We start from the raw sequence: 22,267 nt of genomic DNA, 5'->3' as shown, positions 1-22,267 counted from the left end.
CGCTCAGGCCGGGGTGCCCGGCCCTGCTCCCCCGCCGACGGGGGCATCCTGGTCGGCCCGGCTGCGGGTCCGCTTCCTGCGGTGCTTCGGGGCGAGCCAGGAGAGGTCGCCCTCGTGAGAGTTGGTGGCCAGGACGTACGGCCGGGCGTCGGTGTAGCGGATCACCGAGATGGAGGCCGGGTCTACCTGGATCCGCTGGAAGAGGTCGAGGTGCATGCCGAGCGCGTCGGCGATGACGGACTTGATCACGTCGCCGTGGCTGACCGCCAGCCAGACCGCGTCCGAGCCGTGGGCGCTGCCGACCGCAGCGTCGCGACGACGTACGGCGTCGACGGCGCGCGCCTGCATCTGCGGCAACGACTCGCCACCCGGGAACGTCGCGGCCGAGGGGTTCGTCTGCACGGTCTTCCACAGCGCCGACCGGGCGAGCTCGCGCAGCTTGCGCCCCTGCCACTCGCCGTAGTCGCACTCGGTGAGGCCCTTGTCGCTGTGGACGCGGGGCCGCACCGAGTCGTGGCGGGCCTGCCGGGCGGCCACGACCCGAGCCGTCTCCTTGCACCGCTCGAGCGGGCTCGAGACGAGCTCGGCGAGAGGGACGACCGCCAGCCGGTCGCCCGCCCGCGTCGCCTGGGTGCGGCCGAGGTCGTCGAGATGGACGCCGGCAGTTCGGCCGGCGAGCGTGCCGGAGGCGTTCGCCTCGGTCCGCCCGTGCCGCAGCAGGATCACGGTGGCCATGCACAGAGACTAGGAGGTGAGGCAGAGAGGCTGTGCGCGGCAGCGCGCCGCGGCGTACCACGACCACTAGCGTGGAGCCGTGATCGTGGACAGCGCCGTCTACCGCCAGGGCAAGCGGATCGTGGATGACGTCCCGGCCGAAGAGCTCGGCCGGGTGCGCCAGCTGGCCACCGAGCCCGGCGACTTCGTGTGGGTCGGGCTGCACGAGCCGAGCGAGCAGGAGCTGTCGACGGTCGAGAAGGAGTTCGGGCTGCATCCGCTGGCCGTCGAGGACGCCTTCACCGCCCACCAGCGCCCGAAGCTCGAGCGCTACGAGCACACACTGTTCCTGACCGTGAAGTCGCTCTGGTACGTCGACGCCGAGGACGCGGTCGAGACCGGAGAGATCAACATGTTCGTCGGGGACGACTTCGTGATCACGGTCCGGCACGGCTCCGGCTCCGAGCTGCACAGCGCGCGCCGCGACCTGGAGGGCAAGTCGGCGGTGCTCACGCACGGTCCGTCGGCGGTCGTGTACGCCGTGTGCGACCGGGTGGTGGACGGCTACCTGTCGGTGATGAGCTCGCTGGAGGAGGACGTCGACGAGGTCGAGACCTCGGTCTTCTCCCCGCAGCGCACCAACGACTCCGCGCGCATCTACACCCTCAAGCGCGAGATCGCGGAGGCCCGCCGCGCCGTGCTCCCCCTTCGCGAGCCGATGCGCCGCTTCGCCACCGGCGCCGTCCCGGGCATCGACGAGGAGTCCGCGCCGTTCTTCCGCGACGTGCTCGACCACCTGAACCGGGTCGCCGAGACCGTCGACGGCCTCGACCAGTTGCTCTCCACGGCGTTCGACGCCCACCTGGCGCAGATCTCGGTCCAGCAGAACGAGGACATGCGCAAGATCTCCGCTGCTGCCGCGATCGTCGTGGTGCCGACCCTGATCGCCGGGGTCTACGGGATGAACTTCCAGCACATGCCCGAGCTGTCCTGGCGATACGGCTACCCCTACGCCATCGCCCTCATGGCGGCCTCGTGCGCCGTGCTCTGGCTCTGGTTCAAGCGCTCCGGGTGGCTCTGACCCAGGTCACGTCGCCGACATGACCCCGCTGGCCAGCAGGGCGAGCAACAGCGCACCCAGCCCGACCCGGTACGGCACGAACCACGTGATCGGGTGGTGGGCGACGAAGCGCAACAGCCAGGCGATCGAGGCGTAGGCCACGACGAACGCGACCACGGTCCCGGCCACGGTCTCCCCCACGCCGATGTCACCACCGAGCGCGTCCTTCAGCTCGAAGAGGCCGGCGGCGAGCAGCGCCGGGATGGACAGGAAGAACGAGAGCCGGGTGGCCGTGACCCGGTCCAGCCCCCGGAACAGCCCGGCCGAGATCGTCGCACCCGAGCGCGAGACGCCGGGGATCAGGGAGACGCACTGGACGACCCCGACCACCAGCGCGTCGGTCAGGTTGAGCTGCTTCTCCGACCGCGTCTGGGCGGCCGACCGCTCGGCCGCCCACATCACGGCGCTCCAGGCGATCAGGGCGATCGCCACCACCCACAGCGACCGCAGGTCGTTCTTGATCACGTCCTTGAACGCCAGCCCGACGATGCCGACCGGGATCGTGCCGACGATGACGTACCACCCCATCCGGAAGTCCCGATGGCCCCGGTACTCCGGCTTGACCAGGCCGAGCACCCACGTCCGCACGATGTTCGCGATGTCCCGCACGAAGTAGACGATCACCGCCATGATGGCGCCCATCTGGATCACCGCGGTGAAGCCGGTCACCGCCGGGTCGTCGACCTCGAGCCCGAGGATCTTCTCGGCGATCGTCAGGTGACCCGTGCTCGAGACGGGCAGGAACTCGGTCAGCCCCTCCACGATGCCGAGGACGATCGCGTCGAAGTAGTTCATCGGCAGCTTTCCGGCGTCGAGGGATGTCGGGCGGAGCCAAGGCTAGGGGCCCGGCGGACCTCCGGGTCGTGGGCACGCCGCCCACCCCCCCCGAGGGGTTAGGTTTGTCCGCATGCAACAGCGGGCGGTCGGCGCCACGGGCCTCACGGTCTCGCGGCTCGGCCTGGGGACCATGTCGTGGGGTCGGGAGACCGACGAGCACGAGGCCCGTGACCAGTTGATCGCCTTCGCCGAGGCGGGCGGCACGCTCGTCGACACGGCGGCCGGGTACGCCGACGGCGCGTCGGAGGAGATGGTCGGCCGGCTGATCGGTGACGTCGTCGCGCGGGACGAGATCGTGATCGCGACGAAGGGCGGGATCTCGCGTCGCCGCGGCGAGCGCGAGACCTACGCCTCCCGAGGTCGGCTGCTCGCCGACCTCGACGCATCTCTACGCCGACTCGGCGTCGACCACGTCGACCTCTGGCAGGTGCACACGTGGGTCGACGGCGTGCCCATCGAGGAGACGATGACCGTCCTCGACCACGCCGTCGCAACCGGCAGGGCGTCGTACGTCGGCGTCTCCAACTACACGGGCTGGCAGACCGCCCAGGCCGCCACCTGGCAGCGCGCCGTTCCCGGCCGGGCGGTCCTCGCCTCGACCCAGATGGAGTACTCCCTGGTCAACCGCCGGATCGAGTCCGACGTCGTACCTGCGGCCGCGGCGCTGGGACTGGGGATCCTGCCCTGGTCGCCGCTCGGTCACGGCGTCCTCACCGGGAAGTACCGCAACGGCATCCCGTCCGACTCCCGCGGCGCGTCGGAGTCCTACGGCCGGCTCATCGAGCGCTACCTCGACACCCGGTGCCAGGGAGTCATCGAGGCCGTCGCCAAGGCTGCCGACGGCCTGGGCTGGTCGATGACCGAGGTCGCGCTTGCGTGGGTCCGCGACCGGCCGGGCGTGACCGCACCGATCGTGGGTGCCCGCACCGCGAAGCAGCTCCTCGGTGCCCTCGGCGTCGAGGAGCTGACCCTGCCACCGGAGATCGTCGCCGCCCTCGACGATGTCTCGGAGGACTGAGCCGTGCCCGCCACGCTCCGACGTGCGCCGTCGCGCGGGGTGGAGTGGGAGTTCGAGAAGCTCACGATCGCGCGCGACTTCTCGCGCAACGTCGTGGCCAAGATGCTGGTCGACCGGGCCGAGCACGGAGGCTGGGAGCTCGACCGGGTGCGGGTCGCCCCGGACGGCACGCGACGGGTGGTGCTGCGTCGCAAGATCATCCGGATGCGGCCCACCCTGTACGCCGCGGACTAGGGCCTAGATCTCGTCCAGGAAGCGGTCGAGGACCCGCGCCCCGAAGGTGAGCGCGTCGACCGGCACGCGCTCGTCGACACCGTGGAACAGCGCGGTGAAGTCGAGGTCGGGGGGCAGTCGCAGCGGGGTGAAGCCGTAGCTGCGCAGCCCGAGCTTGCGGAAGTGCTTGGCGTCGGTCCCGCCGCTCATCAGGAAGGGCGCGACCCGCCCCTCCGGGTCCTCCGCGAGCAGGCACCGGGTCATCGCGTCGACGAGGTCCCCGTCGTACGGCGTCTCCCACGGCTGCTGGTGGGACAGGTAGGACCGCTCGATGCCCTCCCCGCACAGCTCGGCGACGGTGTCGAAGAACTCGTCCTCGTAACCGGGGAGGAAACGGCCGTCGACGTGCGCCGTCGCCTCCGTGGGGATGACGTTCACCTTGTATCCCGCCTGCAGCATCGTCGGGTTGGCGGTGTTGCGGATGACCGCTCCCATCATCCGGGCGGCGCCTCCGAACTCCTCCACCAGTGCCTCGGCGTTCTCGGGGTTGGCCGCGGTGCCGGCGATCTCGCCGACTGCGGCGAGCAGGGTCTCCATGGCGGGCGTGAGCCGGACCGGCCACTCGTACGTCCCGATCCGGGCCACCGCCTCCGCGAGCCGGCTGACCGCGTTCTCGTCGTTGATCATCGACCCGTGGCCCGCGCGGCCGCGGGCGGTCAGCCTCATCCAGGCCATGCCCTTCTCGGCGGCCTCGATCAGGTACAGCCGCTGCCCCCTGATGCTCGTGCTGAACCCACCGACCTCCCCGATGGCCTCGGTGCAGTGCGCCAGGTGGTCGGCGTGGTCGTCCACCAGCACCTGTGCGCCGCGGTGTCCGCCCGCCTCCTCGTCGGCGGTGAAGCAGAGCACGACCGGCCGCTCCGGGACGGCGCCGGCCCGGGTCCGTGCGCGCACCACGGAGAGCAGCATCGCGTCGAAGTCCTTCATGTCCACCGCACCGCGGCCCCAGAGGTAGCCGTCCCGGATCTCTCCCGAGAAGGGATGGACCTGCCAGTCCTCGGCCGCCGCGGGGACGACGTCAAGGTGGCCGTGCACCAGCAGCGCTCCCCGGTCAGAGCCCGGCCCGCTCCCCGCGCCGCCCCACTGCGCGATGAGCGAGGTCCGTCCCGGCTCGGACTCGAAAAGCTCGGACCCGATGCCGACCTCGTCGAGCAGGGCCGCGACGTGCTCGGCGGCCTTGCGTTCCCCCGGCCCGGAGTCGTCGCCGTAGTTCGAGGTGTCGATCCGGATCAGGTCCCGGCACAGCTCCACGACCTCGCCTCCCGGGTCGTAGGAAGGGTCGTACGACGTCCGCTCGCGGTCCTCTGCCATGCCTCCCATCCTGACACCCGAGGCGCAGAAGCCTGGATCCACCGATTACCGACTGCTGCGCGTCAACACATGGGGCACTTGCGGCGTTGCGGGCGCTCAACGGACAACCAGTACGACGCTCGCGCCCGGGCCTTGCCAGCGCGCCCATCTTCTGACGCTCGCGACGCCGCAAATCGGTGGATCCAGGCTTGTTGCCGATGTGAGGAACAGGGGGCACCGTTGCTAGAGTTCCCTGCGCACTCGTCCGGGTGGCGGAATTGGCAGACGCGCTAGCTTGAGGTGCTAGTGCCCGTATTAGGGCGTGGGGGTTCAAGTCCCCCCTCGGACACCACAGATCGAGGCGGGACCGGTGATGGACTGGGACACCGCGGTCACAGACCACCTCGTGCTCCGCTCCCTGCGCGGTGCCGTGGACTACCTCGCCGAGGAGCTCCGGGACGTCTCCGGCGGTGCCCGGATCAACGTGCTGCGGCGTCACCACGACCGCTTGGACGTCGAGCTGTCCGGCCCGCTCTCGGCGCTCCGCGGCCTCCACTTCTACTCCGAGTGCGCCGTCGACCTCGGCGTCCTGACGGATGCCGGCGACCTGTCGGCCGGACCCCTGGCCGATCGACTACGGCACTCGCTGAGCAGCGGCGCGCTGTCGGCGATGGACGGTGCTCCGGAGCTCCGCTTCCGGGTGGGAGATCTCGGGGACGCCCGCTGGCAGGTGCGTGACCGGCTGACCGACGCCTGGGGCTGGGTGAACTCGCCGCGCCACTGGCAGGTCAACCTCGACCTGGTCGAGGGCCGGCTCCTCGTCACCCTGGGCGACCTGCACCTGACCCGCCGCCAGGGCCGGCTCGAACGCCTGCCCGCCTCCACCACCCCGGTCCTCGCGGCGGCCCTGGTGCGGCTGGCCAAGATCCCCGACGGCGTCTCGCTGCTCGACCCGTTCTGCGGTGCGGGCACGAACCTCCTGCTCGCCCACGCCATGGCAGCGCCGGGGCTGATCCTGGGCAGTGACCTGCGCGCCGATGCGGTGCGTCAGGCACGGCAGAACGCGTCGTATCGGACCGCACCGCTCCACGTCGTGCGTGCCGACGCAGTCCGCCAGCCCTGGCCGGACGCGTCGGTGCAGCGCGTGATCGCCAACCTCCCGTTCGGCAAGCGGGTCGGCTCGCACGGCGCCAACCGGACGCTCTACCCCGGCTTCCTCCGCGAGCTCGACCGGGTCCTGACCGGTGACGGACGCGCGGTCCTGCTGACCGAGGACAAGAGGCTGCTCGTGGACACCGTGCAGCGGACCCGAGGGCTCCGCATCGTCAAGGAGGCCACCTTCGGCAGCGGCGGCGGCCACCCCACGGCGTACGTCGTGGTCCGCTCCCGCGGTCAGGCGCGCCGGCGATCGCGCCGCCCAATTGCGCCCTGAGCCGGACGGCCGCCCGATCAGAGGGTAAATTTGGCTCAACACAGGCCACACCGGTCACACGTGTGACCGGTGTACGGGTTGGTCGTTGTATTCCGCAGGCCCTCCCGTCACTCTTGGCACGGGGAAACTTTCGCGGGGGGAGCGAAAAATGGGGGAAGGCGCGCTCGTAGCGTCATCGGAAGAGACTGAAGACGTGGCACCACGGCACAGGGAGCCGCAGGGTGACAGCCCGGCGATCCGCCTGCTGGATGCGTTGCAGGCGGGTGACGAGCTCGGCGTCCTGGCTGTCTGCGGCGACCTGACGACGGTGTCGGCGGAGAACATGTCGTGGTCGTGTCGCGGCCGCGACGAGATCCATCGGATGCTGGCGGAGGCACACCAGCGTTTCCCGGGACTGACCTTCGAGTCGCGGACCAGGCACATCGGTTTCGGCCTGGTCATCGACGAGGCGCGGGTGCAGGACGAGCTCTTCGAGAGCGACGCCGAGCCTGACGCGACCGACGGGACCGACGGGGCAGCCGATGACGAGGTCTCGGTTCCGGACCCGAGCGTCCACCCGATGTGGGACGAGCCCGTCACCGAGAAGCGGAACGTGATGTCGCTGTGGCGCGACCGGTCCGACGAGATGCAGCCCCCGACGCGTCTGAACATGCCGGTCCGGGTGACCGTGCGTCACGACGACCTGCAGGTCCACGACGTGACCCTCAGCTTCCCGGCCGCGCTGCTCAAGCGGGCCCTGGGCATGCGCGTCGACCCGTTCGAGATGTCGCTGAGCGAGGTCCAGTCGGCCTTCATCGCGCCCGTGGGCGCCGGCTTCACGACGTACGAGCTGGCACGCCCGGAGCTCTCCCTGGTGCCGCCGGCGCCTCCGGAGGTCGAGCCCGAGGTGGTCGAGGACGAGCCGCCGCGGCGCAGGCGAGGTCGGGTGCTGATCCCGTTGCTGATCGCGCTCATCGCCGTCGTGGCGGGCGGCGCCTGGTATGCCGTCGCCGGGCCGGGCGCCACGGACACAGCCGGTACGCCGGTGGTGTCGCACACGCCGTCTCCGACGCCGACGCCCTCGCCCTCGCCCTCACCGTCCGCGCAGGCGACGTCCTCCGCGAAGCCCAAGGTCACCCACGAGCAGCCGTCGAAGACGCCGTCGCACAAGCCGAATGTGACCCTCAGGTCCGACCTGGCCTTCGGCTTCAACAGCGCCGAGCTGTCCCAGAAGGCGAAGGCGGCCATCGCGGACGTCGCGCAGCAGGTCCGGAAGAACAGGCTCACCGGCAAGATCTACGTGGACGGCTACACCGACAACCTCGGCTCCGCGACGTACGGCCTGGACCTCTCGCAGAAGCGGGCGAACGCGGTCTCCAACTATCTGCGCTCGCAGCTGGTCGGGGTGTCCGGGATCTCGATCGTGTCCATCGGCCACGGGGAGGCCGACCCGGTCAAGAGCAACTCGACCGCCGCGGGCCGTCAGGCCAACCGACGGGTCACCATCACCCTGCCCAACTCCTGACCTGAGGACGCCGTGCCCTCTGCCCTGCTGGTGATGGACTTCCAGACCGGCGTGGTCGAGCGGTTCGGGTCGACCGAGGTGGTCCGGAAGGCACGGGAGGCGGTCGACGCCGCGCGCGCCAGGGGCTTCCCGGTGGTCTTCGTCCGCGTCGGATTCCGCGACGGCGCGCCCGAGGTCAGCCCGCGCAACAAGTCCTTCTCGGCGCTCGGGGCAGAGGGCGGCATGGGTCAGGGCTCCCCCGCCACCCAGGTCGTGCCGGAGCTCGAGCCGCTCGGCTCAGACGTCGTGGTGGTCAAGCGGCGGGTCAGCGCGTTCACGGGCAGCGACCTGGAGGTCGTCCTGCGCTCGGCGGACGTCGACCACTTGGTCCTCGCCGGGATCGCGACCAGTGGCGTCGTCCTCTCCACGCTCCGCGAGGCCGCCGACCGCGACTACCAGCTCACGGTGCTCAGCGACGCGTGCCTCGACCGCGACCCGGAGGTGCACCGGGTCCTGACCGAGAAGGTGTTCCCGCGTCAGGCCGACGTCGTCACCGTGGCCGAGTGGGCCGCCGGTCTTGGCTGACGGGCTGCGCGTCGGGTTCGTGACCGGGACGACCCCCGACAAGTGGGCGCGGGCCTGGCGCGAGCAGGGGCGCGGCGCGCTGACGCTGGTCCCGGTCACCGAGGAGGAGCAGGAGGAGGTCGTACGCCGTGGCGAGGTCGACATGGCCCTGGTCCGGTTGCCGGTCGACACCGCCGGCCTGCACTGCGTCCGGCTGTACGACGAGCTGCCGGTCGTGGTGGCGGGCCGCGAGCACCTGGTCGCAGCCGCCGAATCCGTGACCCTGGACGACCTCGCCGACGAGCAGCTGGTGCGGCCGCACGTCTCCGGGTGGCGGCCGGCCGTCGAGCAGCTCGACTGGCCCGCCATCTCGGAGCGCCGGGCGATCGAGACCGTCGCGGCCGGCACCGGCGTGGTGATCGTGCCGATGTCGGTCGCGCGGCTGTTCCAGCGCAAGGATGTCGTGAGCCGCGAGGTGACGGACCTCCCTCCGACCACCATTGCGCTGGTGTGGCTCCGCGACCGCGACGACGACCTGACGCAGGCGTTCGTGGGTGTCGTCCGGGGCCGTACCGCGCGATCCTCACGCAGCTGACCGGTCGTCAGCGGCAGCTAGGGTGAGCGCATGCCAGCGGTGGTGGCCTCGGCTCCCGGCCGGGTCAACCTGATCGGCGAGCACACCGACTACAACGGCGGCCTGTGCCTTCCGCTCGCACTGCCCCAGCGCACCACGGTCACGCTGTCCCCGCGCAGCGACCCGGACCTGAAGCTGTCGAGCGCCCAGGAGGACGACGACTGGGAGGGCGCCGTCGAGGACCGTCCCGGTGGCTGGGCGGCGTACGTCGCCGGTGTGGTGCAGGCGCTCAGGGAGGACGGCCACGACGTCCCGGGCTTCGAGGCGTCGATCGACTCCGACGTTCCCGTCGGGGCAGGGCTCTCCAGCTCGGCAGCGCTGGAGTGCGCCGTGGCGACGGCGGTGGCCGCGCTGCTCGGGCTCGACCTCGCCGACCGTTCCGTACGCCGCCGGCTCGCCGACGCCTGCATCCGGGCGGAGAACGACTACGTGGGTGCGCCGACCGGTGGGATGGACCAGTCGGTCGCGATGCTCGCGCAGCCCGGTCACGCGCTGCTGCTCGACTTCGCCGACGGCAGCGCCACCCCCGTCGAGCTCCCGCTCGAGGACGCCGGGCTGGTGGTGCTGGTGATCGACACGCGGGTGAGCCACGACCTGACTGACGGCAGCTACGGCGACCGCCGACGCGAGAGCGCCGACGCGGCTCGCGCGCTCGGGATCGAGAGTCTCCGGAATGCCGACGCCGGGCGGATCGAGGAGCTCGCGGACGACGTCCTGCGCCGTCGGGCGCGCCATGTCCTCAGCGAGAACCTGAGGGTCCTCGCAGCCGTCGGCGCGATCGGCGACCGCGACTGGCGGGCGCTGGCCCGGGCGCTCGACGAGTCGCACACGTCGATGCGCGACGACTTCGAGATCTCCTCCCGGGAGCTCGACCTCGCGGTCGAGACGGCCCGGTCGGCCGGCGCGCTGGGCGCCCGGATGACCGGTGGCGGCTTCGGCGGGTCCGCACTGGCCCTGGTCCCCCGTGGCGATGTCGAGGCGGTGCAGTCGGCGGTGACCGTGGAGTTCCGGTACGCCGGCTTCGCGGAGCCGGCGTACCTCCTGGCGACCCCCGATGCCGCCGCCCGGGTGGAGAGCGTGAGCTGAGCCTGAGCGGCAGTGACCGGCGGTGGAGGAGCCACCTCCCGCGTCCTCAGGAACGTGGCCGGCCCACCGCTGCCGGGGCGGCCGGGCGGCCGGGGCTACTTGAGCTCGGCGCTGGACAGCCCCAGCACCCGCCGGGCCACGATCAGCTGTTGGATCTGCTGGGTGCCCTCGAAGATGTCGAGGATCTTCGAGTCGCGCGCCCACTTCTCCAGCAGCTCGCCCTCGGAGTAGCCGACCGACCCGCAGAGCTCGACGCACGACAGCGTGACGTCGGAGGCCATCCGGCCGGCCTTGGCCTTGGCCATCGACGCCTCCATCGCGTTCGCCCTCCGGTTGTCGGCCATCCACGCGGCCTGGAGCATCAGCAGGCGCGCCGCTTCCCAGTCGGCCTCCATCTGCAGGAACTTCGTGGCGGCGGCGCTCTGCACGACCGCCGGTCGGTCGTAGTCGATCGTGACGCCCGCCTGCTCGAGGAGGTCGCGGGTCAGGTCGAGCGCCGCCTGGGCACAGCCCACGGCCATCGCGGCGACCAGCGGCCGCGTGTTGTCGAACGTCGCCATCGCGCCCGCGAAGCCCTGGCTGGTGTCGATGTCGGGCGAGCCGAGGAGGTTCTCGACGGGGACCCGGCAGTTCTCCAGCCGGACGGTGGCGGTGTCGGAGGCCTTGATCCCGAGCTTGTGCTCCAGCCGCTCGACGGTCATCCCGGGCGTCCCCTTGGGGACGACGAACGACTTGATGGCCGCACGTCCGAGATCCCGGTCGAGGGTCGCCCAGACCACCACCGCGTCGGAGCGCTCGCCGGAGGTGACGAAGATCTTCTCCCCGTTGAGGACGTAGGCATCGCCGTCGAGGACGGCAGTGGTGCGGATGCGCGCCGAGTCGGACCCGGTGTCCGGCTCCGTGATCGCCATCGAGGCCCAGACACCGGCGAACCGCTCCTGCTGCTCGGGCGAGCCGACCGAGGCGATGGCGGAGTTGCCCAGCCCCTGACGCGGCAGCGACAGCAGCAGCCCGACGTCGCCCCAGCACATCGCGGCGATGCCGAGCACGGAGGCCAGGTTGGTGCCGTTGCGCACGCCCTGCGCGGCCGCGGCGTCGTCCTCGCGGTCATCCCGCTTCACGCCGGCTGCGCCCGCGCCGTTGCTCGCGCCCGACTCCGAGAGCCCGTCGATCATGGCGGCGAGGAGGTCGAGCTCCTGCGGGTACTCGTGCTCCGACCGGTCGTACTTCCGGCTGATCGGCCGGAGCATGTTCATCGCGACCTGGTGCGCCTGGTCGCGGAGGCTGGTGAGCTTCTCGGGGTCGTCCAGAGAGATGGGCATCAGACGAGCACCCCACCTTCCATGATCGAGATGGCCCGGAGATCGCGGTACCACCGCTCCACCGGGTGCTCCTTGACGAAGCCGTGGCCTCCGAGCAGCTGGACGCCGTCCAGGCCGATCCGCATCCCCTTGTCGGCGCAGAGCTTCCGGGCCAGCGCGACCTCGCGCGAGAAGTCCTGGCCGGCCGCCGCGCGCGACGCGGCCTTCCAGGTGAGCAACCGCATCGACTGCAGCTCGATCGCGATGTCGGCCACCATGAACGCCACCGACTGGCGGTGCGCGATCGGCTCGCCGAACGCCGTGCGCTCCTTGACGTACGGCGTGACGTGGTCGAGCACCGCCTGGCCCACACCGACGGACAGGGCACACCACGCGAGGCGCGACAGCCGCACGCACTGGCGGTAGGCGTCCTGGGAGTATGTCGCGCCGTCTGCTGCGCCGAGGATGTTGCTCGCCGGGACGCGCACGCCGTCCAGGGTCAGGGTGGTGAGTGAAGCAGCCCGCACGCCCATCCCGGGATCGGCCTCCACCGACAGACCGGCCGCACCCGACTCGACGATCACGAGCACGGGGTGCCCGTCCAGTGCGGCCCCGACCACGAAGAGCTCGGCGTCGGCGCCCCGTGGCACCAGCGACTTCACGCCGTCGAGCACCAGGTCGTCGCCGTCGCGCCGGGCCGTCGTCCGCGGGTCGAGCGCGTCGAACAGCGGCCGCGGTTCGGTGAGCGCGAGCGCCGCGGCCGCGACCGAGCCGCCGGACGAGGGCTCGCCGGTGAACGCCGGCAGATAGGTCTGCTGCTGCTCGTCGCTGCCCCACGTGGCGATGGCGGTTGCGACCGCTCCGGGCGCGAGGGTGGCGACGGCCAGTCCCAGATCGCCCTTCGCGAGCGCCTCGGCCACGAGTACGCCGGCCACCACGGAGCGCTCGTCGGAGATGCCGCCCAAGGACTCGGGTACGCCGAGCAGCGGCAATCCGATCTCGTCTCCGGCCGCCAGCACCTCCTCGGGGGCGGCGCAGGCCGTGTCGGCATCGGCGGCGGCCGGGCGGAGCACCTCCGTCGCGAGCTCGGTGACGACGTCGACGAGCATCTGCTCGTCCTCGGTCGGGGTGAGGTCGAAGACGCCGCGCGTCGTGGCGTGCGCGGCGCGTCGCCCGGGGCTGTCGCGCCGGCCCGCCCGGGCGAACGTCCGTCCGGCCGCGGTGGCGGTCCGGAAGCCGCCGCGCGTCACCGTGAACACGGCCCGTTCGGCCTGCCTGCGCAGCCCCAGACGGTCGAGCAGGTCGCTCTGCGCCAGCCGGCTGAGCGCCGCGACGGCGTGGCCGATCGGGTCGCGGGACTCGCTCGAGGCGATGCCGTGTCGGCCACCGGGACGCCCGGGTCGAAGGTTCCTGAGCAGCAGCATGGGCCCAATGTAACTCCGAGTTACATTTCGCGGCCACCACCGGACGGGTGCTCCCGGTCACAGGCGGGGGCGCAGGATTCCCGGCGCCTCCCCGCAGATCCTTAGGATCTGGGAATGCCCCACGACACCCCCGGACTCTCGGGGTCCCGGCCGACCCGCGCGCCGTACGGGCCCCTTCCGGAAGGTGGCACCGTGCGGCCGGTTGTGCGCTGGGGCACGCCGGTGATGCACCGCCGCCAGGCCGACGTGACGGCGTACGACGAGGCCCTGCGCACGCTCGTCGCCGACCTGGTGGCGACGATGTATGCGGCGGACGGTGTCGGGCTGGCTGCGTGCCAGATCGGGGTGGACCTGAGGGTGTTCGTCTTCGACTGCCACGACTCCTCGGGTGAGCGGACCGTCGGCGTCGTCTGCAACCCCGAGGTCACCCTGCCGGAGGGCAGCGACCGCAGGCTGGACGAGGACGACGAGGGCTGCCTCTCGCTGCCCGGCGGCTACGTGCCGCTGGCGCGGCCGGACACCGCCACCGTGCACGGGACGGGACTCGACGGCGGCGCGGTGACGTTCGGCGGCGACGGCATGCTCGCCCGCTGCCTGCAGCACGAGACCGACCACACGTTCGGGACGGTGTTCGGCGACCGGCTCTCGACCCGGTGGCGCAAGCGGCTGCAGAAGAACCACGAGCGGGTCGCCGACCACTACCCGGTGGAGTGGCCGGCGATGCCCGCGTCGGTCGACTGACGCGGCTCGGTCGACGCGGCTCAGTCGACCCGGCCGAGGGCCTCGTCCTCGGCGGCCGCCTCCGCGGTGATCGTCCGCATGTGCTCCTCGGTCGTCTCGCGGCCCAGGCGCAACGCGATCCCCACGTAGAAGATCACCACGCTGAAGACGGTCGTGATCACCACCGCCGTCCAGAAGCCCATCTTCGCGGCGTCGTCGAGATCACCGGCGAGGTAGGACAGCAGCGCCAGTCCGGCCAACCACACGACCAGCCAGCCGCCCGCCTTCAGCTCGAGCGGCGGGGTGTTCCGGCGCACGAGGTGGAAGACGACCAGCAGCGCGATCCCGACCAGGACGGTCACGAAGAGCTTCCAGTTCACCGTCCACGTCGACCAGATCACGATCAGGTCGGAGGAGATGAACGCGAGCAGCGGGATGACGTCGCCGCCCGGGCAGCGGAACGGTCGCACGATGTCGGGCTTGGTGCGGCGGAGAGCCGGCACCACGGCGGCTCCGGGAGCGAAGGACAGCACCGTCGCCGAGGTGATGAAGCCGACCAGCTGCTGCCAGCTCGGGAACGGCAGGAACACGATCAGGCCGACGATGAAGGCCAGGACCAGGCTGATCACGGGTACGCCGTGGCGGTTGGTCCGGGCCAGGGCCATCGGCGCGTTCCCGTTGCGCGCAGTCGCGTAGGAGACCCGGGACGTGACGGTCGTGTAGATCAGACCGGTGTCGGCCGGACTGATGATGGCGTCGGCGTACAGCAGGCCGGCGAGCCAGGCCAGACCGAGGGCGCTCGAGATGGCTGCCAGCGGCCCGAAGTCGTTGGCGAAGCTGAGCTTGCCCCAGCCCTGGGCGAAGTCGGACGGGTTCAGGGCGCCGATGAAGGCCACCTGGAGACCGACGTAGATGATCCCGGTGATGACCACCGACCCGACGACCGCGATGGGGACGTACTTGCGTGGGTTGCTGGTCTCGCCGGCCAGCTCGATCCCCTGCCTGAACCCGAGGTAGGAGAAGACGATCCCGGAGGTGGCGATGGCGGTGGCGACGCCGCGCCAGCCGAAGGGCATGAAGTCCTGCGAGGTGAAGTTGGAGCTGTGGAACTGGGTGAGCAGGAACGCGATCACGACCAGCGTGATGATCGCGAGCTTCCACCAGACGATCACGGTGTTCACGCGCGCGAACCAGGCGACGCCGACGTAGTTGATCGCGACGAAGACAGCCATCAGGACCACCGCGAGGATGTAGCCGAGGGCGGTCAGGGTGTGCACCGTCTCGGGCGCGCTGGACGAGCAGGCGGAGAGGCAGTGCTCCTTGGTGAAGGCCGCGTACTTCGTGGCGTACTGGAGCGCGCCCTCCACCTCGATCGGTGCCACGGTCGCGCACGCGATCCACAGGATCCAGCCGGACAGGAAGCTCGCGAACGACCCGAACGTGACGTGCGGGAATCGCACGACACCTCCGGAGACCGGGAAGATGGTGCCGAGCTCCGAGTACGTGAGAGCGATCAGGAGGATCATCACCATCCCGATCGCCCACGAGATCATCGCCGCCGGTCCTGCGGTGATGGCGGCGTTCATCGCGCCGAACAGCCATCCCGACCCGATGATCGACCCGACGCTGGCGAAGAGCAGTCCGATCAGGCCGACGTCGCGGCGGAGATGGTGGGAGCGATCAGTTGTCCGATCTGGAACGGTGGATTGAGTCACGACGTTCCCCTTCCGACTGGCCGAGCGGCTGGCACCGACGGACCGGCACCGGACAAACCCGCGTCCAGCCCCGAAGTCGTACCCCTGCCGAAGAGGCGCCATGCACCCCTGTCCACACCCCGATCGGCGCTCGGGAGGGACAGGTCGTAGAGGCCGACACGCCAGGCCCGCATGGGAAATCTCGTCATCCGATGTGATCAGGGCTAGCGTGAGGCTGCAACCGGCATACGTCCCGCTCGGTCCGAGGCCCCCGGGTCGCGGTTGTACGTCTTCGCGACTGAGAGGTGGAGAACTGGGATGACGGCAGAGGCACCGCAGATCGAGCGCTACTCCGACGACGACCCGCGGCTGAAGAAGGACTTCGGGACCATCGGTCTCCTGTTCACGGCCATCGGGTCCATCATCGGCTCCGGCTGGCTGTTCAGCTCGCTGCACGCCTCCGAACAGGCCGGGCCTGCAGCAATCATCTCGTGGGTCACCGGCACGATCATGTTCCTCCTGATCGGGCTCAGCTACGCCGAGCTGGGCGTGATGTTCCCCCGTAGCGGCGGCGTCGCCCGCTACCCGCACTACGCGTGGGGCTCGTTCGCCAGCTACTCCATGGGCTGGGTGACCTGGCTGGCCTGTGCCGCCGTGGCCTCGGTCGAGGTCTCCGCCGTGCTCACCTACGCCACGTCTTACGCGGGCTGGCTCGAGAACGACAATGCGACCCTGACCGGCTTGGGCCTGTTGATCGCGATCGGGCTGATGGCGCTCTTCGTCGTGGTCAACTACTTCGGCGTGCGCTGGTTCGCCCGGATCAACAACGTGCTGGTCTGGTGGAAGCTGGGCATGATCGTGCTGGTGATCGTCGCGGTGATGGTCAGCGCGTTCCACAGCTCGAACTTCAGCCTCGACACCTCCGACGGCAACGGGTTCGCGCCGTACGGGCTCAAGAGCGCCTTCGAAGCCATCCCGGCGGCCGGCATCGCGTTCTCCTTCCTCGGCTGGCGTCAAGGCATCGAGCTGGCCGGTGAGACCGACAACCCGCGCCGCAACGTCCCGCTGACGCTGATCGGCTCAGTGATCATCTGCGGGATCCTGTACATCCTGCTGCAGGTCGCCTTCATCGCCGCTCAGGATCCTTCCAAGCTCAGCCAGCACGGCTGGCACGACGTCGGCAGCCTGATCCAGGTCGGCACCAGCGCGGGCAACTTCAGCCCGTTGGCCACCCTCGCCACCGTTCTCGGCATGACCTGGCTGGCGAACCTGCTGTACGCCGACGCCTTCATCTCCCCCGGCGACACGGGCCTGATCTACACCAGCGTCACCGCCCGGATGTCCTACGCGATGGGCCGCAACCGCAATGCCCCGGCCGTGCTGGCCCACGTCAACGACAACGGCGTCCCGTGGCCGAGCCTGATCCTCGCCTGGGTCGTCGGGTGCATCTTCTTCCTGCCGTTCCCGAGCTGGCAGGCCCTGGTCGGCATCGTCACCTCGCTGACCGTGCTCTCGTTCGGCAGCGGATCCATCGCCCTGCTCACCTTCCGCAAGCAGATCCCCGACCAGGAGCGGCCCTACCGCCAGGGCGGGGCCTGGATCATCGCTCCGCTGGCCCTGCTGTCGACGAACCTGATCATGTACTGGGCCGGCTGGGACCAGGTCTGGAAGATGATGGTCGCGGTCGCGATCGGCTACGTCCTGCTGGCGTTCTTCCAGGCGACCGACACCCAGAAGCGGGCTCCGCGGCTCGACTTCCGGCACGGCTGGTGGGTGCTGTTGTGGTTCGTCGGCATCCTCGTGGTCAGCTATCTCGGCAGCTACTCCGGCGCCGAGAAGACCGATGCCGGTCAGGCCAACGTCTACGGGTTCAACGGCGGCATCATCGCCAACGTGATCCTGACGATCATCGTGCTCGCGGTCGCCTGGTACTGCCAGCTGCCGTCCCACCGGGTGCAGGAGATCCTCGAGGAGTCCGACAGGGAGGAGATCGCGCCGCCGGCCACGCTGTGACGGGCCTGTGACGGCCCCGTGACGTCTGCCCGTCAGCGGCGGGTGGTCACGTAGCAGGCCACCGCGGCTGCTGCGGCCACGTTGAGGGAGTCGATCCCCTCGCGCATCGGGATGACCGCCCGTCGGGCGGCGGTCCTCTCCCAGCGTGGGGAGAGGCCGTGCCCCTCCGAGCCGAGCACCAGCGCGACCCGGTCGAGGCCGGACACGGCCTTCTCGATCGGGCGGGCGCCCTCGGCGAGGGTGAGTGCGACGGTGGTGAAGCCGCGCGCGTCGAGGCTCGGCAGCGCGTCGTACCACTCGGGCAGGCGGGTCCAGGGCGTCGCGAACACCGCGCCCATCCCGACCTTGATCGAGCGGCGGTAGAGCGGGTCGGCGCAACGCGGCGCGAGGAGGACGGCGTCGAACCCGAACGCGGCCCCGCAGCGGAAGATCGCCCCGACGTTCGTGTGGTCGACGACGTCCTCGAGCACGAGCAGGGTGCGGGCGCCGTCGACCACCTCGTCGAGGGTGGGCAGCGGTCGGCGCTCGAGGGACGCAAGCGCCCCGCGGTGGACGTGGAACCCGGTCACCTGCTCGGCCATTGCCTCGGACACGACGTAGCAGGGCGTCGTGGTGGTGGCGAGCACGTCCGCCAGACCCTCCAGCCAGCGCGGCGCCATCAGGAACGAACGCGGGGTGTGGCCTGCCTCGACCGCCCGGCGTACCACCTTCTCGCCCTCGGCCAGGAACAGCCCGTGCTCGGCCTCGAGGTGGGTGCGGAGCTGTACGTCGCGCAGGTCGCGGTAGTCGGCGAGCCGCGGGTCGGCGGCGTCGGTGACCTCGATCAGCTCGGCCACGGTCTCGAGACGTTCGCGTCGCTCGCACCTCGACCGCCGAACACGTCGGGACGGGCGACCGCGACCACCTCGCCGACGACGACGATCGCCGGCGGGCGTACGGCGTGCCGGTCGAGGTCCGCGCCGAGCTCGGCGAGCGTCGTCAGCACGGTCCGCTCCCCCGGCATCGAACCGTCGCAGACGACGGCCACCGGTGTACTCGCGTCGCGGCCCGCCGAGACGAGCGACTCGGCGATCGCCGGCGCGTTCTCCACGGCCATCATCAGCACCAGGGTGCCACGCAGGCGGCCGAGCGCGTCCCAGTCGACGAGTGAGTCCGGGTGACCCGGAGGCAGGTGACCGGACACCACCGTGAACTCGTGGGCCACGTGCCGATGGGTGACCGGGATGCCCGCCACGGCCGGGACCGCCAGCGGGCTCGACAGACCGGGGATCACGTGCACGGGCACGCCCGCGTCCCGGCAGGCCTCGATCTCCTCGAAGCCGCGCCCGAACACGAAGCTGTCCCCGCCCTTGAACCGGGCCACCCGTTGGCCCGCCAGCGCGCGCTCCACGATCAGCCGGTTGATCTCCTCCTGGCGCGCGGCGCTGCCGCGGGGCAGCTTCGCGACGTCGACCACCTCCGTCGTCGCCGGCAGGTCGCCGAGCAGCTCGCGCGGCGCGAGCCGGTCGGCGACGACGACGTCGGCCTCCATCAGCGCCTTGCGCCCCGCGACCGAGATCAGCTCCGGATGTCCGGGGCCGCCGCCCACCAGAGTCACCCCCGGCACGGACGGCCGGCGCTCGCCGGCGGCGATCGTGCCCTCGTGGAGGGCGGTCACGATCGCGTCGCGCACGGCGGCGGTGCGGCGTGGTTCGCGGCGACCGAGCACCGCGACGGTCAGCCCGTCGTACCGTCCCGAGGCGGGCGTCCACGCCGTCGCACCCGTGGCGTCGTCGGACCGCACGCAGAAGACCCGCTCCACCTCGGCCGCCTTGCTCACCTGCTCGTTCACCGAGGTGTCGTTCGTGGCTGCGATCACGTACCAGGTGTCGGCCAGGTCCTCGCCGGCGAAGCCGCGCTCGACCCAGGTGACCTCACCGGCCAGCACCTGCCCCTCGATCGCCGGCGTCACGTGCGGCGAGACGACGACGACCCTCGCGCCGGCGGCGAGCAGCGCCGGGATGCGGCGTTGGGCCACCTGGCCCCCGCCCACGACCACCACCCGACGGCCGGAGAGCCGCAGACCCGAGGGGTACGGCGGGTGGTCGTCCATGAGCCCCATGATCCGGTGACCGACCGTCCGGGGATGTGGTCGCCCAGCCCTCGGACGGGGTGGGTCTCGAGCGCCGGGAGTAGGTTCGGGGCATGAGTCTCGATCGTCCCGTGAAGCCCGACCCCTACGAGCTCCTCCCGAAGGTTGCCTCGTTCACCGTCACCAGCGACGACGTCACCGACGGCCAGCCGCTCAAGGACGACCAGGTCGCCGAGCACGGCAACACCTCGCCGCAGCTCTCCTGGAGCGACGCCCCTGAGGGCACCAGGAGCTACACGGTCACGTGCTTCGACCCGGACGCGCCGACCCCGAGCGGCTTCTGGCACTGGGCGCTGGTCGACCTCCCCGCCGACGTGACCTCGCTCGACGCCGGAGCAGGCGCCGAGGGCGCGAGCCTTCCGGGCAGCGCGTTCATGCTGCGCAACGACGGCGGCACCCAGGGGTTCATGGGAGCGGCACCTCCGGAGGGTGACCAGGTACACCGGTACTACTTCGTCGTCCACGCCGTCACCGAGGACAGCCTCGGCATCGACGACAGCGCCTCCAACGCGGTGATGAGCTTCAACCTCGCGTTCAAGACCGCCGGCCGCGCCATCATCACGGGCACCTACCAAGTGAGCAGCCGCGCGTGAGGAACGAACGCGTGGCGTGGCGAACGCAGGTTGAGCGAGCCCACGGCTGAGCCTGCGAAGACGTGACTGGCGAGACGAAACCCGGCGACGGTGCCTGGGGCCTCAGGCACCGTCGCCAGGTTTCGAGACGGCGCTAGGGCGCCTCCTCAACCACCGGCCTGGCTTGCCAAGCCCGGCGCCTCGGGTCAGACTGGGCGGCCCACAACCACACAGTCCACTTGCCCCACAGTGCGCACGATCCGACACCCCCGCCTTTTCGCGAGGCGGGGTCACTTGGCGTGCGCCCAGAGGTTCGTCCGGAGGAGATCACGTGCTGTACGCCGCCGTCGCCGCGCGGTCGTTCCGGCGTTACAGCACCTACCGCACGGCCACCCTGGCCGGCATCTTCACCAACTCCGTCTTCGGAGTGATCTACAGCTACGCCTACCTCGCGCTGTGGCACCAACGCCCAGACGCCGGCGGGTACGACGCCACCGACGCTGTCACCTACGTCTGGATCGGGCAGGCGCTGCTGATGACGGTGGCGCTCTGGGGCGGCGGCACCACCGACGACCTCGCGGAGCGCATCCGGACCGGTGACGTCGCGATCGATCTCTACCGTCCGGTCAGCCTGGTCGGCTGGTACCTCGCCGGCGACCTGGGCCGCGCGGCGTACCACGTGCTGACGCGGGGCGTCGCACCCACCGTCTTCGGACTGCTGCTCTTCTCGATCTCACTGCCCGGGACGCCCGCTGCGGCGGCCGGCTTCGTGGTCAGCCTGGTGCTCGCCGTGGTGACCAGCTTCGCGATCCGGTTCCTGGTCGCCTGCACGGCGTTCTGGTTGCTCGACCAGACCGGCATGCGGATGCTGTCCGGCGTCCTGGCGATCTTCCTGAGCGGGATGACGCTCCCGCTGGTGATCTTCCCCGAGCCACTCCGCAGCATCGCGCTGGCGCTGCCGTGGGCCTCGTACCTCCAGACACCCGCCGACATCTGGCTGGGCCATCGCGCCGGGGCCGGGATCGTGTCGGGGCTCGCCGTCCAGGTGCTCTGGATCGCCGTGCTGCTCGGCCTGTGCCGGCTCGTGCTCGGGGCCGCGACCCGAAAGGTGGTGGTGCAGGGTGGCTGAGGTCTCGACCGGCGGAGGGGGCGGCTCGACCGGCCCGTGGTCGGCTCCGCGCGAGTACGCCTGGATCGCCCGGATGTGGGTGCGGTCCTCGCTCGCCTATCCGATGTCGTTCTGGATGCTCACGGTGTCCAGCGCGCTGATCACCCTGCTCGACTTCGTCGGGCTGGCGCTGATGTTCCACACGGTGCCGGCGCTGGGCGGCTTCGACCTGCGTGAGGTGGCGCTCCTGTACGGCGCCAGCGGGATCGGCATCGGAGTCGGGGACCTGGTGATCGGCAGCGTCGAGCAGATCGGCATGCACGTCCGCACCGGCACCCTGGACTCGATGCTGACGCGCCCCGTGCCGCTGCTGGTGCAGGTGTGCGCCGACCGGTTCGCGATCCGCCGGCTCGGGCGGATCACCCAGGCGCTCGCGGTCTTCGGGTACGGCGCGTGGTGGGTCGACTGGACGCCCGCCAAGGTCGGCCTCGCCGGGGTCATGCTGCTGGCGTCGTGCCTGATCTTCTTCTCGTTCTTCGTCGCGTTCTCGTGCATCCAGTTCTGGACGCTCGACTCCACCGAGTTCGCCAACGCCTTCACCTACGGCGGCAACACGATGACCCAGTACCCGATGACGATCTTCCCGCGTGAAGTCCTCGCGGGACTGACCTTCCTGGTGCCGGTCGCCTTCGTGAACTGGTACCCCTGCCTCTACCTCCTCGACCGCCCCGACCCCTTCGGCATGCCGTCCTGGTTCGCCGTCCTGTCCCCCGTCGTCGCTGCCCTGACCCTCACCGTCGCGGGTCTCGCCTGGCGCGCCGGCGTCCGCCACTACACCTCCACCGGGAGCTGA

The 22,267-nt window shown here is 70.9% G+C and carries 21 protein-coding genes and 1 tRNA gene; 14 read left to right on the top strand and 8 right to left on the bottom strand.

Annotated elements, in window-relative coordinates; genetic code table 11:
• Nucleotides 1-3 precede the first annotated feature (3 nt).
• A complete protein-coding gene (locus VGK78_RS08225) occupies nucleotides 4-735 on the bottom strand; it encodes an MSMEG_4193 family putative phosphomutase (RefSeq protein WP_331527114.1) in 732 nt (243 codons plus the stop codon).
• Between the two features lie 79 nt (nucleotides 736-814).
• Here VGK78_RS08225 and corA point away from each other — a divergent pair, with 79 nt between their 5' ends.
• Nucleotides 815-1,795, top strand: a complete 981-nt coding sequence (gene corA / locus VGK78_RS08220; protein ID WP_331527113.1) for a magnesium/cobalt transporter CorA — start codon at nucleotides 815-817, stop codon at nucleotides 1,793-1,795.
• Nucleotides 1,796-1,801: 6 nt separating this feature from the next.
• Here the strand turns inward: corA and VGK78_RS08215 are convergent, their stop codons facing one another.
• Entirely contained in the window at nucleotides 1,802-2,629 is an 828-nt protein-coding gene (locus tag VGK78_RS08215; RefSeq protein ID WP_331527112.1) for an undecaprenyl-diphosphate phosphatase, read from the bottom strand.
• Nucleotides 2,630-2,741: 112 nt separating this feature from the next.
• Between VGK78_RS08215 and VGK78_RS08210 the strand changes: the two genes are divergently transcribed.
• Both VGK78_RS08210 and VGK78_RS08205 read left to right on the top strand, forming a co-directional pair.
• Nucleotides 2,742-3,689 carry an aldo/keto reductase gene (locus VGK78_RS08210; RefSeq protein WP_331527111.1) on the top strand — a complete coding sequence of 316 codons (948 nt, stop codon included), beginning with the start codon at nucleotides 2,742-2,744 and terminating at the stop codon, nucleotides 3,687-3,689.
• A gap of 3 nt (nucleotides 3,690-3,692) precedes the next feature.
• Nucleotides 3,693-3,923 carry a DUF5703 family protein gene (locus VGK78_RS08205; RefSeq protein ID WP_331527109.1) on the top strand — a complete coding sequence of 77 codons (231 nt, stop codon included), beginning with the start codon at nucleotides 3,693-3,695 and terminating at the stop codon, nucleotides 3,921-3,923.
• A gap of 3 nt (nucleotides 3,924-3,926) precedes the next feature.
• Here the strand turns inward: VGK78_RS08205 and VGK78_RS08200 are convergent, their stop codons facing one another.
• On the bottom strand, nucleotides 3,927-5,273 hold the full coding sequence (locus VGK78_RS08200) for a M20/M25/M40 family metallo-hydrolase (protein ID WP_331527108.1): 1,347 nt from the start codon (nucleotides 5,271-5,273) through the stop codon (nucleotides 3,927-3,929).
• 242 nt (nucleotides 5,274-5,515) lie between these two features.
• On the opposite strand from VGK78_RS08200, the gene VGK78_RS08195 reads away from it, so the two are divergent.
• The 6 genes from VGK78_RS08195 (at nucleotide 5,516) to galK (ending at nucleotide 10,451) form a co-directional block, all read left to right on the top strand.
• A tRNA-Leu gene (locus tag VGK78_RS08195) sits at nucleotides 5,516-5,604 on the top strand.
• 21 nt (nucleotides 5,605-5,625) lie between these two features.
• Nucleotides 5,626-6,684: a TRM11 family SAM-dependent methyltransferase gene (locus tag VGK78_RS08190; protein ID WP_331527106.1), complete on the top strand. Its 1,059-nt coding sequence runs from the start codon at nucleotides 5,626-5,628 to the stop codon at nucleotides 6,682-6,684.
• 193 nt (nucleotides 6,685-6,877) lie between these two features.
• Nucleotides 6,878-8,188 carry an OmpA family protein gene (locus VGK78_RS08185; protein WP_331527105.1) on the top strand — a complete coding sequence of 437 codons (1,311 nt, stop codon included), beginning with the start codon at nucleotides 6,878-6,880 and terminating at the stop codon, nucleotides 8,186-8,188.
• A 12-nt stretch (nucleotides 8,189-8,200) separates the two neighbouring features.
• Complete coding sequence (locus VGK78_RS08180; RefSeq protein ID WP_331527103.1) at nucleotides 8,201-8,752, top strand: isochorismatase family cysteine hydrolase; 552 nt, start codon at nucleotides 8,201-8,203, stop codon at nucleotides 8,750-8,752.
• Complete coding sequence (locus tag VGK78_RS08175) at nucleotides 8,745-9,326, top strand: LysR family transcriptional regulator substrate-binding protein (RefSeq protein WP_331527102.1); 582 nt, start codon at nucleotides 8,745-8,747, stop codon at nucleotides 9,324-9,326. Before VGK78_RS08180 ends, VGK78_RS08175 begins: the two co-directional genes overlap by 8 nt.
• A 30-nt stretch (nucleotides 9,327-9,356) precedes the next feature.
• Nucleotides 9,357-10,451, top strand: coding sequence for a galactokinase (galK, locus tag VGK78_RS08170; protein ID WP_331527101.1), 1,095 nt, complete (start codon nucleotides 9,357-9,359; stop codon nucleotides 10,449-10,451).
• A gap of 95 nt (nucleotides 10,452-10,546) precedes the next feature.
• Here galK and VGK78_RS08165 read toward each other — a convergent pair whose 3' ends face one another.
• Together VGK78_RS08165 and VGK78_RS08160 are read right to left on the bottom strand one after the other, a co-directional pair.
• Nucleotides 10,547-11,773, bottom strand: coding sequence for an acyl-CoA dehydrogenase family protein (locus tag VGK78_RS08165; protein ID WP_331527100.1), 1,227 nt, complete (start codon nucleotides 11,771-11,773; stop codon nucleotides 10,547-10,549).
• Nucleotides 11,773-13,176: an acyl-CoA dehydrogenase family protein gene (locus VGK78_RS08160; RefSeq protein ID WP_331527099.1), complete on the bottom strand. Its 1,404-nt coding sequence runs from the start codon at nucleotides 13,174-13,176 to the stop codon at nucleotides 11,773-11,775. Before VGK78_RS08160 ends, VGK78_RS08165 begins: the two co-directional genes overlap by 1 nt.
• A 114-nt stretch (nucleotides 13,177-13,290) precedes the next feature.
• Between VGK78_RS08160 and def the strand changes: the two genes are divergently transcribed.
• Nucleotides 13,291-13,917 carry a peptide deformylase gene (def, locus tag VGK78_RS08155; protein WP_331527098.1) on the top strand — a complete coding sequence of 209 codons (627 nt, stop codon included), beginning with the start codon at nucleotides 13,291-13,293 and terminating at the stop codon, nucleotides 13,915-13,917.
• A 20-nt stretch (nucleotides 13,918-13,937) separates the two neighbouring features.
• On the opposite strand, the gene VGK78_RS08150 is transcribed toward def, so the two are convergent.
• Nucleotides 13,938-15,611, bottom strand: a complete 1,674-nt coding sequence (locus tag VGK78_RS08150) for an APC family permease (RefSeq protein ID WP_331527097.1) — start codon at nucleotides 15,609-15,611, stop codon at nucleotides 13,938-13,940.
• Between the two features lie 297 nt (nucleotides 15,612-15,908).
• On the opposite strand from VGK78_RS08150, the gene VGK78_RS08145 reads away from it, so the two are divergent.
• The gene (locus tag VGK78_RS08145; protein ID WP_331527096.1) at nucleotides 15,909-17,603 is read left to right on the top strand and encodes an APC family permease; all 1,695 of its coding nucleotides are present in this window, start codon (nucleotides 15,909-15,911) and stop codon (nucleotides 17,601-17,603) included.
• Between the two features lie 32 nt (nucleotides 17,604-17,635).
• On the opposite strand, the gene VGK78_RS08140 is transcribed toward VGK78_RS08145, so the two are convergent.
• Together VGK78_RS08140 and cobA are read right to left on the bottom strand one after the other, a co-directional pair.
• Entirely contained in the window at nucleotides 17,636-18,439 is an 804-nt protein-coding gene (locus VGK78_RS08140) for an RNA methyltransferase (protein ID WP_331527095.1), read from the bottom strand.
• Nucleotides 18,427-19,695 (bottom strand): uroporphyrinogen-III C-methyltransferase, encoded by a 1,269-nt coding sequence (cobA, locus tag VGK78_RS08135; protein ID WP_331527094.1) that lies wholly within the window; start codon nucleotides 19,693-19,695, stop codon nucleotides 18,427-18,429. Before cobA ends, VGK78_RS08140 begins: the two co-directional genes overlap by 13 nt.
• A gap of 92 nt (nucleotides 19,696-19,787) precedes the next feature.
• Between cobA and VGK78_RS08130 the strand changes: the two genes are divergently transcribed.
• The 3 genes from VGK78_RS08130 to VGK78_RS08120 all read left to right on the top strand — a co-directional run bounded on the left by VGK78_RS08130 (nucleotide 19,788) and on the right by VGK78_RS08120 (nucleotide 22,267).
• On the top strand, nucleotides 19,788-20,327 hold the full coding sequence (locus VGK78_RS08130; protein ID WP_331527093.1) for a YbhB/YbcL family Raf kinase inhibitor-like protein: 540 nt from the start codon (nucleotides 19,788-19,790) through the stop codon (nucleotides 20,325-20,327).
• 310 nt (nucleotides 20,328-20,637) lie between these two features.
• Nucleotides 20,638-21,435, top strand: a complete 798-nt coding sequence (locus VGK78_RS08125) for an ABC transporter permease (RefSeq protein WP_331527092.1) — start codon at nucleotides 20,638-20,640, stop codon at nucleotides 21,433-21,435.
• Nucleotides 21,428-22,267 (top strand): ABC transporter permease, encoded by an 840-nt coding sequence (locus VGK78_RS08120; protein ID WP_331527091.1) that lies wholly within the window; start codon nucleotides 21,428-21,430, stop codon nucleotides 22,265-22,267. Before VGK78_RS08125 ends, VGK78_RS08120 begins: the two co-directional genes overlap by 8 nt.

The sequence above is a fragment of the Nocardioides sp. genome, assembly GCF_036503465.1.
Lineage (GTDB): Bacteria > Actinomycetota > Actinomycetes > Propionibacteriales > Nocardioidaceae > Nocardioides.
Note: the sequence above shows the minus strand (reverse complement) of the source record. Positions and strands in the feature narration are given on the sequence as shown.